Annotated in this window: 10 protein-coding genes; 8 read left to right on the top strand and 2 right to left on the bottom strand. The window is 45.9% G+C overall.

The features are described 5' to 3' along the window. The first annotated feature begins 37 nt into the window (after positions 1-37). Positions 38-841 (top strand): hypothetical protein, encoded by an 804-nt coding sequence (locus tag AK95_RS07615; protein WP_071219376.1) that lies wholly within the window; start codon positions 38-40, stop codon positions 839-841. Positions 842-997: 156 nt separating this feature from the next. On the opposite strand, the gene AK95_RS07620 is transcribed toward AK95_RS07615, so the two are convergent. Beyond that, positions 998-2,173, bottom strand: coding sequence for an ROK family transcriptional regulator (locus tag AK95_RS07620; protein ID WP_071219377.1), 1,176 nt, complete (start codon positions 2,171-2,173; stop codon positions 998-1,000). A 329-nt stretch (positions 2,174-2,502) separates the two neighbouring features. Between AK95_RS07620 and AK95_RS07625 the strand changes: the two genes are divergently transcribed. From AK95_RS07625 to AK95_RS07655, 7 genes are all read left to right on the top strand, one after another. Next, a complete protein-coding gene (locus AK95_RS07625; RefSeq protein ID WP_071219378.1) occupies positions 2,503-3,087 on the top strand; it encodes a YdcF family protein in 585 nt (194 codons plus the stop codon). 194 nt (positions 3,088-3,281) lie between these two features. Next, complete coding sequence (locus AK95_RS07630) at positions 3,282-4,757, top strand: ABC transporter substrate-binding protein (RefSeq protein WP_071219379.1); 1,476 nt, start codon at positions 3,282-3,284, stop codon at positions 4,755-4,757. Between the two features lie 298 nt (positions 4,758-5,055). Further along, a complete protein-coding gene (locus tag AK95_RS07635) occupies positions 5,056-6,006 on the top strand; it encodes a carbohydrate ABC transporter permease (protein ID WP_071219380.1) in 951 nt (316 codons plus the stop codon). Between the two features lie 29 nt (positions 6,007-6,035). Beyond that, positions 6,036-6,872, top strand: coding sequence for a carbohydrate ABC transporter permease (locus AK95_RS07640; RefSeq protein ID WP_071219381.1), 837 nt, complete (start codon positions 6,036-6,038; stop codon positions 6,870-6,872). Beyond that, positions 6,869-7,630 (top strand): Cof-type HAD-IIB family hydrolase, encoded by a 762-nt coding sequence (locus AK95_RS07645; RefSeq protein ID WP_071219382.1) that lies wholly within the window; start codon positions 6,869-6,871, stop codon positions 7,628-7,630. The genes AK95_RS07640 and AK95_RS07645 overlap by 4 nt, the downstream gene beginning before the upstream one ends. 14 nt (positions 7,631-7,644) lie before the next feature. Further along, the gene (locus tag AK95_RS07650; protein WP_071219383.1) at positions 7,645-8,754 is read left to right on the top strand and encodes an SGNH/GDSL hydrolase family protein; all 1,110 of its coding nucleotides are present in this window, start codon (positions 7,645-7,647) and stop codon (positions 8,752-8,754) included. A 148-nt stretch (positions 8,755-8,902) separates the two neighbouring features. Continuing rightward, on the top strand, positions 8,903-14,059 hold the full coding sequence (locus AK95_RS07655; RefSeq protein WP_235613051.1) for a CehA/McbA family metallohydrolase: 5,157 nt from the start codon (positions 8,903-8,905) through the stop codon (positions 14,057-14,059). 183 nt (positions 14,060-14,242) lie between these two features. On the opposite strand, the gene AK95_RS07660 is transcribed toward AK95_RS07655, so the two are convergent. Next, positions 14,243-15,136 (bottom strand): CPBP family intramembrane glutamic endopeptidase, encoded by an 894-nt coding sequence (locus AK95_RS07660; RefSeq protein WP_201259365.1) that lies wholly within the window; start codon positions 15,134-15,136, stop codon positions 14,243-14,245. Positions 15,137-15,176 lie beyond the last annotated feature (40 nt).

Consider the following 15,176-nt stretch of genomic DNA (forward strand, 5'->3'; position numbering starts at 1 on the left):
GACCCTTTTTGCATTCCAAAACAAGGGAGGATTCGTAATGTTGAGAACAGAATCGCTGTTACAGCGGCTGGGCGAGATCGGCAAGTCGCTCGAACGCAAGGGGGGAGCTCTTTTATTACTGGGAGTTGGTTCCGTTGGAGTCGAGACAGAACGGTTGGATGAATATTCGGATTTAGATTTCTTTGTCATTGTAAAGCCCGGGGAGAAAAACAGATATATAGACCGGTTGGATTGGCTCGAGGACGTACACCCTCTTGCCTATTCATTTAAGAATTCGGATGTTGGTTACAAGGTCCTGTTCGAGGACGGTATTTTCGGGGAATATGCTGTATTCGAGGAATGGGAGCTTGTGAACGCCACCTATACGGAAGGTCGGATCATTTGGAAGGACCCTATGTATGCCAATACGGCAATCGCCAAACCTTCCAACCCGATCCCCAGCCTAAAAGTGGATTCCTTGGACTTTCCTTTGAATGAAGCCTTAACCAATCTATACGTGGGGCTCGGTCGCTATGCTAGGGGAGAGCGTCTATCCGCGACGAGGTTTGTTCAAGGATACGCAATAGACAGGATTTTATCCGTGCTCCATCTGCTGGAGCAAGAGGTGGACTACTATCCAGACCCATTCGGCAATGAGAGACGGTTAGAGCGGAGATACCCGCGTTTTGCGGAAATCATAGGAGACATGATACAGGGATACGATCATGTTCCCGAATCGGCACTTCGCATTTTAAATTTCATAGAAGAAGTGTATCCTGTCAATCGAAGGTTAAGTGACGAGATACGGCGACTGGCTGATCTAACTTGCCGAGTTGATACGCAAACGGAATCGACGCACTAGCGCACAAAAGCGTCTACTAGGGATAATAACAGCGTACTGTCGATATGGGCGAAGGATATGTATAACAAAGAAAGAACTCTCCGAGTCTGGAGAGTTCTGTTTATTGCGTACGAGCGACGTATCCATTTTAGGAATGACATCCAAAAACGGGGTCAATTAAAGAGATAAGGTATCCAGCGGTATTTCAAATGCGCGTTTAATAACTAACCCGGCAGCAAGCTTGGTTTCATCCGGTTTGTTATGAAGGTAGATCAATTGTACGTTATTAACTGTCACAGGCAACTGGTGCATCACCCTGGCTCTAATCTCGTTGAACATTTCGGGACTGATGGTATGAATGACTCGGCCCGTTATAAGCAGACTGTCTGGATTTATAAATGTAATGATATTGGTAACGGCGATCGCGATGCCATCGACAATTTTTTCGTATAAGCTAAGGAACTTAGGATCTCCTGTTCTTATGCCTTCTGCGAACTCCTCTAGTGTGCATTTGATGGAAACACTAAGTCCGCTGCTGGAAGCCAATGTCGTTAAGCATCCGGATCTGCCGCAATGGCATGGATAGGCATCTTCTCCATAGAAGCCTTTATAATGCCCGAATTCACCTGCAACAAAGCTTGATCCCGCTATAATTTGTTTATCATGGACAATCGCGCCGCCTGTACCATAATCAAACTTGATGGTAATATTGTTATTAGAATCCTTCAAGCAGCCGTTCATATTCTCGTTGACAGAGAGAAGATTGACATCGTTCTCGATATACACGGGGATGCTATATTGGTCTTCAAGCAGCTGCTTGAGCGGCAGGCGATGAACGCCTATGCCGGGTGTCCGCAGAACGATGCCATGCTGAGAATCTACCAGGCCCTGCATACTGATTCCGATCCCTTTTACTTTGGAGGTGTTGGGCACCTGGGTGAGCAGCTCGTCGATAACTTCATGCAACAGCTGCATCAGCACATCGATAGAACCATATTTGTTGCTCGTGCGTTCTGCGGATGCGACAGCTTCTTGACGCAGGTTGAACACTTTTCCGCGAATGTATTTGCCGGCGAGCTCAAGCCCGATGGCATAAAAATGGCCGCTGTTGATATGAAGGCCGACTCTTTTCCTTCCGCTTCCTGCCTCCAAGTCGATAAGCTCCCCTGTCACGATTATTTTCTCCTTCAACAGGCGATTCACGATATTGGTTACTGTTTGTCTGCTTAGTCCAGTCTTTTCCGCAAGCTCTACGCGAGAGATCGGCCCCTCTGAATAAATGAGAAAAAGAACCTTCTGCTGATTAATTGATTTTAATAACATATGGCTGGTTTGTTTAACCGAATCACTCACAATATGCATCCTCTTTCCAACAACGTTTTATATAATATAGATTCAAAACATTTGACAAATTAGGAACATACTTTGCTTCAAGTGTAGCATTAATACGAGGCGAATAAAAGTTGCAAGTTCGTTTAATTCAACGAGCATATCATTTAAATTTTCATAAAAACGACGATAGATGGCGGTATTATGCAGAAGAACACAATCAATGTGAGAAGTTATATTCCAAAAATACTTAAAAAACGAAACAGATTGTATTGACATTGTTATAAAAAAAGATATTATATTTGTAAACTGATTTGATTAAATACAGAAAATGACGCCTAGAGGAGTAAGTAATGGTATGGATCGGATGGATAATTGCAATCGCAGCGATGACGGTGCTGGCTTACATATGCTGGCTGCATGCAGTTATATTACAACCTGGTAAAGCAGATGCGCTTATTGTACTTGGCTATGTATCTAAAGACGGCCGAATACACCCTTTGCTTAAGGAAAGACTGGATGAGGCTTACAAACGATTTCAGCAGTATGGGCACAAATACATCATTGTATCGGGGGGAGCCGTTGGTTCACGTCGCTCGGAGGCAGAGCTAATGAAGAAGTATCTGGTTGAGAAGGGCGTTCCGGCGAAAAGAGTATTAAAAGAAGACAAGTCACACAACACCGTTCAGAATTTAATCTTTAGCAAGCAATTGATGGAGCAGTACCAGCTAAAATCTTTTATGATCATAACCAATTTATTTCATGTCCGCCGCACGAAGTATATTATGCATCGTCTTGGCATGAATGGCGGTTTCAGCGCTAATCGAAGCCTTAGAAGTATTGTGGGATTCCAGCTCAAATTAACATTTTTGGAAATTCGGGCGTTTCGATTAACGCTCCCTATTATCAGGCAAGAAATCAATGATCAAAACAATTGACAAAGTGGTTGACAACTGGCCGACAAGTGATTAGAATGTAAGCGTTTACAGAATATATGAGAGGTGAGGATTAAGTGGCTATAAGCCAAAAGTTGTTTACAAATTATTTACCCGGATTTGATTGGTAATTAACAAAACATAGTTATGCTTAAATAGTTAATCCAATTTATTTATTAATTAACGGGGGCGAAATAATGTTTAATGGAAAAATGAAACGATTCATGAGCACGGGTGTTGCAGCAGCATTATCTTTAGCTATGCTGGCTGGTTGCGGTGGAAACAGCGGGAAGAACGAGGCTAGCCCAAGTACAACTCCTGCTGGGTCGGATAAGCCAGGTGTATCTGCAGAGGTAGAGACTTACGAGAATGGATTGCCGAAGAATGAGGAAGTAACGCTAAAGGTAGGCTTCTTTGTAGGAGGATATGGCCGGGAGTGGTTCGATTATGCAGTTGAATCGTTCACAGCCAAGTATCCAAATGTCAAAATAGACATCACGGCTTCAGCCGATATGAAGACGATTCTTTCTACAAAAATCTCTGCAGGCAATGATAATGACATGTTTGATCTATTTAATACGGATCCAGCGGGAGGTATCGTGGGGCTTGCTGAAGCCGGCAAGCTTGAACCAATGGATGACATTTGGGAATACCCTCTTCCAGACGTGCCGGACAAAAAGGTCAAGGATCTTATGATGCCGGGTATGTACGAGTCAACGCAGCTGATCAATGGAAAAAGGTATGAATTCACGACGGCGAGCAGCTTTGGCGGGTTGTTTTTTAACAAAAAGCTATTCGAAGAGCATGGCTGGAACCAAAACCCGAACACATGGGATGAATTTAAAGCGCTTCTAGCAGATATTAAAGCGGACGGCATTGCTCCCATAACGTTCCCGGGTATTCATCCAAGCTATCATAACTGGGCTTTCGGAACAGCCAAAAATTTTGAGCTGGCTGATATCAATGGTCATGTCGATGAATTTATCGAAAATTATAGAACCTATGGTCTGCCGCAATACACAAATCCGGAGACGGTTGAAACCTGGACGCGCATCTACGAGCTTGGCCAACAAGGATATTTTGCAGAAGGACTTCCGGCATTGAACCATACGCAATCGCAAATGCAGGTTATTCAGGGGCAAGCGGCGATGGTATCGACAGGGACTCATGTCGAGAATGAGATGAAGGAAGCAACACCTGAGGATTTCGATTGGGGCTTTATGGCTGTTCCTTTCAGAGATAACACCAATCAAACGCTTTGGATTCGAAGCGGAACTTCAAACTTCAACTATATCTGGGCAGCTAAGCCGGAGCTTAACAAAAAGTGGGCCAAAGAATTGATCACATGGATGGTTACGCTTGAAAATCAACAATTTGCTGCTGAAAAAGCAGGCGCTCTGCCAATGCGCAAGGATTTGACGGAAGACCCTGCCAGAACGGCTAATCTTTCCAGCTCTGCCCAATCTGTTCTGAAGTACATTGCGGATAATAATGCTCAAACTTATAAAGCAAGCCGGTCTATCAGTATTTCGGATCCGAATCTTGCTCAAGCGGAAAAATTATTGAATGAGAATATTGTTAAATTTGCTATGGGTATGCAGGATCCGAAACCGATTCTGGAGCAAGCTGAAGAACTGCTGAAGAAAGCAGTAGAGGCTGAAAAGAAAAAATAAGACGTGATGGAGCGGGGAGGATTCATCTCGCTCTTCCGTTTTAACTTCTGCGACCTATAGGCTACACGCTGAAAATGACTTATAGTACGTGTTCAAAAAGTCGGATTTTCAGCACCGAGAAGGTTGGATGAAGCTAGGGAGTGAGGAGCGGAGCGTACGTTCTGGGTACGTGAGCACCGGAAGGCCCGGCTGAATTCAAGATTCGATGCCGAGTTACTTCTTGACTCACTTCGTGATCAAAAGGCGATTTTTTGAACAACCTCTTATAAACGTCTAGTAAGATAGGAGTTGACCTCTCGTGTCAGATTCAACCGTTGTGACGACACCAAAAGCCCCTATGCGCAAGCGTATGGGTCTAGATAAAGCGAATACGCAGAAGTGGATATTTCTGTTCATAGCCATCGTGCCTCCCTTTGGCGGATATTTGCTTTTTACGTTGTTTCCGAACATTTTATCCGTTTATTATGCGCTGCTCAATTGGGACGGGTTTACGGATGCAACGTTTGTGGGGCTGTCCAATTTCGTCACCGCATTTCAAGATAAATACGTGTGGCGCGCGCTTACGCACAACTTGATTTTAATGATAACGGTGCCCTTCTTTGTTATTATCATCTCTTTGATACTTGCCTATTTAATTACAAATAAATCGTATAAAGAAAATAAGTTTTTGAAGATATTGTTTTTCTTTCCGAATGTGTTATCTACGGTCGTAGTCGCGCTCCTCTGGGCTTTTATTTATGACGGATCGTACGGTTTGCTGAATGGGCTTCTAAAGTTCATTGGCATTGATACCGGTAATTTCTATTGGCTGGGCAATGAAAACACGGCGCTTGCAGCGATTATCCCGGCATGGGTATGGGGCGGCGTCGGCTTGTACGTCATTATCTTTGCCAATGCGATGCTGGCGATTCCAAAGTCATTGTACGAGGCGGCGATTCTTGAAGGGGCCGGACATATGTCGCGCTTGTTTAAAATTACAATGCCGCTTGTTACGCCAATTATTCGGGTCAGCGCTTTGTTTCTGATCGTTGGCACGATGAAGGGCTTTGAAATCATCCTCATTATGACAAATGGGGGCCCATTCGGGTCGACGGATGTCATCGGCCTCTACATGTTTAACTTGGCTTTTGGCGTAGAGTATCGGAATTACGGCTACGCTTCCGCAGTCGGTATGATCCTGTTCGTCATATTAGTAACGGCAAAGCTGTTAATCGATAAATTTGTGCCGAACAAAGGCTACGAGTATTAGTTTCCATATGAAGTTCGGAGGGATAAAGTTTGAAGGAAAAACGAACGTTTATGGACGTTGTGTGGCGTGTGCTGCTTTATGCTTGGTCGTTGACCATATTATTTCCTTTAGTCTGGGTTATCTATGAATCGTTAAAAAGCAATCCTGAGTTTTTTAAAGATATATGGGCGCTGCCTTCGGAACCAAGATGGCAGAATTATTCGAAGGCTTGGAATCAATACGGTTTTGGGCAATCACTCTTAAATACCCTTTATTATGTCGGCGGAAGTCTGGTGCTTGGGCTTTTCTTTACGACAATTAACGCCTATGCGCTTACTCGAATGCAGTTCAAAGGTAGAAAATTGATTTGGGGCTTGATTATGTTGTCCCTGTTCCTGCCTGGCATCAATGCGCTTGTACCCCAGTATGTAGTGATGAGGGAACTGAATTTAACCAATAGTTTGACGGGATTAATTCTCCTGTCCAGTCTGGGGGAAAGCGTGTTCTACCTTATGCTGCTCGGAGGGTTTATGAGCTCTTTGCCGATGGAGCTTGAGGAGAGCGCAACGATGGATGGTGCTACATTATTCCAAAAGTTTTGGCGTGTTATTGTTCCTTTGTCTACACCGGGAATTGTAACCGTTGGCGTATTCAAGTTCCTAGGGTTCTATAACAATTTCTTAGCGCCGTTTATCTATTTGAGCGATCCCAAGAAATATCCCATTGCGGTGCAAATGTATTCTGCGAATAAGCAAATGGAGTTTACTGCGGATTGGGTAACTTTGTTTGCCGGTGTAACCATTGCGATGGTACCGTCCATTATTATTTATATCTTATTCCAAAAGCTTCTGATGGAAGGCGCGACCATGGGAGCGGTGAAGGGATGAATACGGTGCAGCAAGTGAAGGCGAAATATAAGCTGATTGCCTTGGACCTTGATGGGACTCTTCTGACGGATGAAAAGCACATTACGGAAGAGACCAAAAAGTGGCTTCAATATGCCGAGGATCAGGGCGTTAAAGTGATGTTCTCCACCGGAAGAGGCTTGCAAACTGCACAGGGCTTCTGGGATGAGCTGGGGCTTGATTCCCCGATGGTGCTGCTCAATGGCGCGGAAATTTGGGAGGGGCCGGGCAGGCTTAAGAAGCGAGTCTTCCTCCCCCGGGATACGGTCCGCCATATGCACGCCATTGCTGCCGAACAGGCCGAGTGGTACTGGGGCTACAGCGTGGAGAGCTTGACGGGCGACAAGGATTGGACGCCTGAGATGTTCGAGCGGGATTGGATGAAATTCGGCATCGGCAGCCATGATCAACAGAAGCTCGCGGAAATTAAGGAGGAGCTGCTCCGATGGGGGACGCTTGAAGTTACCCGTTCGGCCCCTACGAATATGGAGATATCAGTTAAAGGAACTACCAAGGAAAGTGGAGTGCGTGAGGTTTGCCAGATGCTGGGCTTCTCGATGTCCGATGTCATTGCGATGGGAGACAGTGATAATGACGCGAAGCTGCTGAAGGCGGCAGGTCTCGGTGTGGCGATGGCCAACGGTGAAGAGCATATCAAATCGATAGCGGACGTTATGACGGCTACCAACAACGAGGACGGCGTTGCTCAGGCGATTCGGAAATTTGTATTCCAAATGTGAGGGAGTAGAAATAGATGACCGTTCAATCGAAAGAGATAAACTTAGATCAACTGGGCGGAACGATATACCCAAAGACAACCAATGGCGAACAGCTGAGATGGCATTCTCCGCTTGAAGCGCCCTTTTACATCGCGGGCTTTCCTTGGCTCGCGCAGGATGGGATATACAGACGCCTGCCCTTGGCTTCCGGGGCTGTCTTGCCGCCTGCGGTTGATACGCTTGCTTATTGTACGGCAGGTGGGCAAATTCGCTTTCGCACCAATTCTTCAAGGCTGGTCATAAGGGTGCGTCTTGCCGGACCGGCCAATATGTATCATATGCCGCCTACAGGGCAGTGCGGGGTTGACTGCTATCTTGGAGAGCCGGGAGAGCAGAGCTTTATCACCACGGCTAGATTCAAACCAACGGAAAGTGAATATGAATCCCAGCTTTATCAGTGGGATACGAAAAAAGATGTAGCCGTCACCTTAAACTTGCCGCTCTACCAAGGGGTAGAAGAGGTATGGATCGGTGTAGATCAGGATGCTGTCATAAGCGATGCGCCTGCCTATGCAAGCAGTAAACCCGTCATTATATATGGAACTTCGATTACGCAAGGGGGATGCGCCTCCCGGCCGGGTATGGCTTATTCTAATATTCTCAGCCGTATGATTCCGGTGGAGTTCGTAAATCTAGGCTTCTCCGGGAATGGAAAGGGCGAGCCGGAGCTCGCGCAGATCATGTCGGAAATCGATGATCCGGCTCTATTTATCCTTGATTATGAAGGGAATACGGGCGAGGCCGGAAACATCGCACGAACGCTGCCTGCCTTCATCCAGATTTTGAGAAAGCGACATCCCGAAGTTCCTATACTAGTAGTCTCAAGGATTAGCACTGCCGAAGACCAGTTCTATATGGAGAGGAGGGAGCTTAATGATCGCCGCAGGCTGATCCAAATTGAGAATGTGGAACAGAGGCGGACAGTAGGAGACCGTAATATCCATTTCGTTGACGGCTTGAAGCTGCTGGGCGATGATTTTGTCAATGATTGTACGGTAGATGGAACACATCCAACGGACCTCGGATTTTTGCGCATGGCACAGTCGCTTGCACCTATCATTAAGCCATTGCTGCGACTGCGATGAACAAGATAGATGTTATGAACAGCCTTCAGACTGCATTTTTTGGTTAGGGGCTGTTTGTCTATCAGTCACACACCTGTATTACCATTTAAGCCGAAAAAGGAGAGGATTTTGATTGAAGTCCCAAAGAAGAAGTCTGCCTTTTATTGTGATGGCTTGTTTCATTGCGGGGGTTGTTAGTCTTTGTTACGGCATTAATGTATTCGCGTCTTCAGATAAAGAAGAAGTTGTTTCTCAAAAAGAGAGGGCTAAGTACTCAGGAGCTTCACTGTTCAAAGGTCACATGCATTCCCATACATCTCTCAGTGACGGGATATTGTTGCCCAATGATGCTTACGATTTTGTGAAAGCTAATACAGACTTTGATTTTTTTGCAGTGACTGAACACGACGTGACTTATGACATCAGTACGGGCAGTGATTTTATTACGAATGTTCAAGACGCTTATTCAAAAGAATACAAGCTGCTGCATGAGCAATCCGATGCTCACAATCGTGATAACGAATTTATTACGCTGCCTGGTACGGAGGTGACCTGGTATGATGAATCGGGTCATATCAACCTATTTAATGCCCCATGGTTTGCAAGAACACATGGAGTAGGCGCGGATGGCACTTGGGGCTGGAGCGACATCAAATATGATTTGCCAACCTTTTACGCAAGACTTGCCCAAGATCCTCATGCGATTGCTCAGTTTAATCATCCACGCTTGTCAGGTAATTGGAGTTTCAATGAATTTAAACATTATAACCGAGACGTTGACAGAAACCTTAATATGATCGAATACAAATCCTCCAATGATTTTGCAGTCTATACCAAGGCATTAGATCAAGGCTGGCATGTTTCTCCTGTGTTTGGCGGAGACGAGCACAAAGGAAATTGGGGGATGGTTCAGCCCCATGTGACCGGTATGTGGGGAGATAACCTTACAAGAGAAGGTCTTTTCGAGGCGATGCGAAACCATCGCACCTATGTATCATTTGATCGGAACCTAGAAATGGCAGTTTCCGCAAAAGGTCAGATGATGGGGGCGATCCTTCCGGCCGATACAAAAGAAATCAATCTTTTCGTACGTATGAATGACCCTGATGTTAACGATGATTTGGATAAAGTCGTTATTTACAAAAACAGCGGAGAAGTTCTCAAGGAGTACCGCAATATTGCCAGTAATAAATTTGAAAAGGAAGTAACCTTAGCAACTAAAGATGGGGATTATTTCATCGTTAGAGCTTTTCAAGCAGACGGTGAAGAAGCTGTAAGTGCCCCAATTTGGATTGGTGATGAAACGAGGGGCACGGTGCACGCGCCTGAAATTACGGTACATGGGCAATATCCGGACACCATTAAGCTTGGGGACCAAGTAGAAGTGCTGGGCGCTTCGGCGACGGATCATCGCGGTCAATCTTTATCTGTGGAAGCCATCGTTTTAAATGATAAAGGAGAAGTAGCCGCTCTAAATCAGCATTTCAAGGTCGATATGTATGGAGACTATTTCATTAAGTATGTAGCGACCGACGCTCAAGGAAATACGCGTGTTGAACTTATTCGATTGCTTGTTGATCAACAAAAGCTGGACGCTGATAACATTTTAAATGAATTCCAACCCATGGTTAATGTAGGTGCAAGCGAACGTGAAGTAGGAGTAAATCTAGTAACGGATAAGGCGTTAGAAACGTCGTATGTTCAGTATAAACTGGAGTCGACGGCGACATGGGACCATGCGGAAGTGGTACAAGCGGGAGTCTCTTATTTTCAAGCGGCCTATGGTGATACGTATGATAAGAGTAACTATCGGGTGCTTGCAGCTCATGAAGCGAATTTAACAGATCTCGACTTAGGGACTACGTATGACTATCGGTATGGAATGTCACCGACTGGACCTTGGAGCAGCAGCTATAGCTTTAGGACCGCACCAGCTTCAGAGGAAGCCGTTATGTATGTGATGGGGGATCTTGGAGTTCCGGATCGAAATCCGGAAAGCTTCCAGCTCTTCAACAATATGCTGGACGTTCTGCTGGAGAAAAATTCAAACGGACAGACGGTGATCCAAGTCGGGGACTTGGTCGAGAACGGCGGCAATATGTATGCTTGGGATGATGTGTTTAAGAACATTTACAACAACGATATGGGACTAGTTTCTGCTCACATTGTCGGGGACCGTGAACGTGCGACGGAACGGAAGCTCGTGCCGTTCTCCGGTTTTTTCAACCTGCCGAAGAACGGTGAAGGCAGTTACCAGGAAACGAATTATTCGTTTGATTATGGCGATATGCACGTTGCTGTTCTGAATTCTGTGGTGGATTTCGACAAGCAGCTGTCATGGCTGGAAAAAGATTTGCGGGCAACCGACAAGAAGTGGAAAATCGTTATGGGGCATTATCCTTATTATGGCGGTCAATCCGGCGATGAGACCGGTATGGACATGATGAGAGTGAAATTGTCTCAAGCATTTGAACGGCTTGGCGTTAGTTTGTATATTGGCGGTCATGATCATGTGTATAAACGGACAACCATACGAGACGGTGTAAAGGATACATCGGAAGAAGCGATGAATTTAGGAACAACTTTTGTGACCGTTGGTTCATCAGGTCCAACGTTCTATGATAACAAATCATTTGACTGGGATCATATCGTATATGATGAAAATAAGCAGACGGGTGTTATTTTAGAATCAAACGATCAATCGCTCACCTTGAAAGCTTACAACAGCGACGGTGTTGAGATTGATTCATTTACGATTAAACAACCTGCTAATTATTTGGAATTAACGAGCGCAATTGTAGAAAATAACGTCTTGAAGGGCGTTGGGGTCTTGAATTACCCGAGCTCGCTTGAACGTGTCACCGTGATCGGGGAAAAGCGGGATCATACAGGTGAACAACTGTTGGAAACGGTTATTCAAGAAGCAACGCTGGAACATCTCGGACGAGAACAAATCATCTTATTTGATAACCCTCTTGCATTTGGCGATGAACATACCATCATCGTAAAATTGGTTAATAATCCAACCGATCAAGAGCCGTTAACGGACCCGTTCATAGCGAAAGAAGGAATGCTGGGCGATGGTTCGGAAGGCAACCCCTATCAAATCAAAAGTGCCGGTGGGCTTTATAAAATGCATGAATTCCCGGACAAACATTTTATTTTAGACCGGGACATTGATGGGAAGGGCGTGTTTTTCGAAGCCATTGGCTCGAATGGTACTCCATTTACGGGTACGTTTGATGGGCAAGGGCATACGATTACAGACGTTATGATCTCCTCAGGCGGCGCAGGCCTCTTTGCCATTAATGAAGGGACGATTCGAAATGTAGGAATCATCCATGCAGACATTGATGTACGCCGGAGCAATGTTGGAATCCTGGTGGATCAGAATGATGGAATCGTGGAATATGCCTACAGTACCGGATCTATTCGAGGCAATTCTACAGTTGGCGGTCTTGTGGGCTACTCGAACGGTATCGTTAGAAACAGTTATTCAACAGCTCGAGTCCATGCACGAGGCAAGCAAGCCGGCGGCATGATCGGGATTACGAATAGGGGGAGTACAACAGAACAGGTCTATGCCATGGGAGCCGTCATAGCAGAAGAATCCAATGCTGGCGGCATCAGCGGATACGGTTATAACAATACGGTCATTCAAAATAGTATGGCATTTAATCCATCGATTGTTACAGGTACGGCATCGAATCGAATTGTCGGCAGAGTGTTAGCTGGGGAGAAGGCAACTCTAGTCAATAATTACGCCGATGAAAATATGTTTGTTAGCAGTGAGAACGTTACGGTTCCTGATCCAAACAATGAAAAAGGACAGGGGGTCGGTGCAGAAGCATTCACGAAGCCAGCTTTTTTCATGGAGACCCTCGGTTGGGATTTTGATTCGGTCTGGATCTGGAATGAAGATGCCAAGCGTCCATTACTGCAAAGTAATTTGGAGGTAATTAACGAAGACCATATTCCAAAGCCGAAGCTGGATCGGAATGAAGATGGGTACTACATCATTCGTTCGATTCAAGAATTAGAGACGATATCCGAATTCCCAAATGAAAATTATATACTAGAGAATGATCTTGATTTTGAAGGAAAGCTGTTTGAGCCCTTATTCAAGGGCACGCCTTTCCTTGGCACGTTTGATGGGAACAATAAATCCTTAACCAATTTCAAATCAGAAAATGGCGGCTTATTCCATCTCAATGGCGGAGTGATTAAAAATATAGCTATGATCGATGCCAGCGTCACTGGCGGGAGCCGAATAGGCATACTCGTCAATACGAACAATGGCGAGGTAGAGAATAGTCTCTCAACAGGCTCCATTACAGGCTCCAGCACAGTGGGGGGGCTAGTAGGCTATTCTAATGGTATCGTAAGAAACAGCTATTCAACCGCCGATGTGACCGCTCAGGTAAGTCAGGCCGGCGGCCTAATCGGAATTACGAACTCAGGCAGCCTAACGGAAGACGTGTATGCGTCTGGAACCATTCGAGCGATGACAAGCAATGCGGGCGGAGTGACTGGATACGGATACAATGATACGGTCGTCAGAAATGTCATTGCCTTGAGCCCTTCGGTTACGGCGCCAACGATGGCAAACCGGGTGATGGGACGAGTTCTTGCGGGGCACACCGCTACGCTCGAAAATAATTATGCATTTGACGGCATGATAGTGAATAAAGAAGGTGTCGCTGAAGGAGCATTAACAACCCTTAAAGGATTAGGCCTAACTGAAACTGAAATAAAGACTCCATCCACCTATACCGACAGGCTAGGGTGGGACTTTAACGCGATTTGGAGATGGGACGGTATGGCTAAACGACCTGTTTTACAATCGGTATCAGAAGGTAATGAAGAAGAGCCGGTTAGCCTGATTGAGCTTGAGCTCGAAGGAATGTCTACACTGGTCGTTGGCGAGAGTGATCATACGGTGACTACCGCAGTATATAGCGATGGAAGCCGTGAAAAGGTAGGGACAAACGTCATCTATACAAGCAGTGATCCAACTATAGCGGAGATCAGCGCTAGCGGTGTAGTAACGGCGATTTCGGAAGGAACCGTACTCATCACGGCAGAGTATGATGGTTTGACTTCATCCTATGAGCTAACCTTGACTCAGAAGCAAATCGATATGGAGGGGGTCACCCAAGGCATGGATGCGGAAGTCACGCTTCCGTTCACATCTTCGGCCTTTGTCGGAACGGGGGAGCGGTGGATCGCGAACCAGATGCCGCACCCTCCTGGACCGCCTGAAGTGGCGGTCATTTCAGGCGGTAGCGAGCTTCTCGTATCCGTGTCGAAGCCTTTAATGAAATAGAGGCTGCTCCACCTGTGAAGTGACCTTAAATGGCCAGATATCATATGTATTGGGCAGTTTCATGAAATGAGTCCGGTAATTATACCGGGCTCATTTCGATTTATGTCTGCAAGTGATTTATATTGGTGGGTACAGCGTCCTTTCTAGATCTGAAATTTATTTAGGAGGGATCAGGTCAGTCGTTTACTTTGATACAGGAAGGTTCCGGGCCTTAACCCTTCGATAACGTGCAGCCCCAATTAGCATTGGAATGGAGATCAGAAGACTGATTACAACCGGAACAATGGAACCTTCAAGTCCAAAATCGCCCCCTGTGAGAAGTGCGGCACCGTTCACCTCTACAGTAAATAGACCGGGAGCTGAGTGTCCGGAAACAGGAATGCCTAGCACTCCTTCAATGGCATTCCATGCAAAATGCAGCCCCATGGCAAACCATAAGTTCCGCCGCCACAGGAAGGCCGCTCCGAGCAGAACACCTGCTTCCAGGGCTATGGCGAACGCGCTCCATAATGTTGCCCCTGGATTTCCAAGATGGGCAACTCCAAAGAATAGTGAGGTCACAGCAAGTGCGAGCAGTTTCCCTCCCAATTTATCAATGGCTTGAAACATAAGTCCACGAAAGATAAGTTCCTCGATAATGGCTGCTCCTAAAGCTGCTCCAATGGAGGATATGAGAACAGAACCCGCATTCGCAGAACTTGCCCACTGAAAGGAGTACCCTCCCAGAGCCATAATAATAAAGACGGACCCTGCGATAAAGATTGTCCCGGTAAGTACGCCAAGGACAGCTTCAATCCCTGCGCGTTGCCTAGCTATCTCTGGAGTGGAACGCCGGGCTAGGTATGTCAGTGTGAGCTTATAAACCATGATGGCCAGCAACCCCATCACTAGTGTAAGGACAAGGGAAATCATCCCATCCACTCGCTCAGTCAGCTGTCGGAACAACGTATCGATAAGAACAATACCGATAGCTCCCACAAGCATCCAGACGATTGGAAAACGCCAAAATGAACTCCAAGCACTTAACTTCCTGCCATTCTGCAGCAGCTCTTTATTTTTAGACATTTTTTTCTTCATGTCTTTCATCGCCTCCTCTGTTGTTAGATGCTATGAGTAT

The sequence above is a fragment of the Paenibacillus sp. LC231 genome (assembly GCF_001860525.1).
In the GTDB taxonomy this organism is placed as follows: domain Bacteria; phylum Bacillota; class Bacilli; order Paenibacillales; family Paenibacillaceae; genus Paenibacillus_AQ.

Excerpts from the sequence above, each read along its gene's own strand:
- AK95_RS07615 (WP_071219376.1), top strand. The coding sequence starts at position 38 with ATGTTGAGAACAGAATCGCTGTTACAGCGGCTGGGCGAGATCGGCAAG.
- AK95_RS07625 (WP_071219378.1), top strand. The coding sequence starts at position 2,503 with ATGGTATGGATCGGATGGATAATTGCAATCGCAGCGATGACGGTGCTG.
- AK95_RS07630 (WP_071219379.1), top strand. The coding sequence starts at position 3,282 with ATGTTTAATGGAAAAATGAAACGATTCATGAGCACGGGTGTTGCAGCA.
- AK95_RS07645 (WP_071219382.1), top strand. The coding sequence starts at position 6,869 with ATGAATACGGTGCAGCAAGTGAAGGCGAAATATAAGCTGATTGCCTTG.
- AK95_RS07650 (WP_071219383.1), top strand. The coding sequence starts at position 7,645 with ATGACCGTTCAATCGAAAGAGATAAACTTAGATCAACTGGGCGGAACG.
- AK95_RS07655 (WP_235613051.1), top strand. The coding sequence starts at position 8,903 with ATGGCTTGTTTCATTGCGGGGGTTGTTAGTCTTTGTTACGGCATTAAT.
- AK95_RS07660 (WP_201259365.1), bottom strand. The coding sequence starts at position 15,136 with ATGAAGAAAAAAATGTCTAAAAATAAAGAGCTGCTGCAGAATGGCAGG.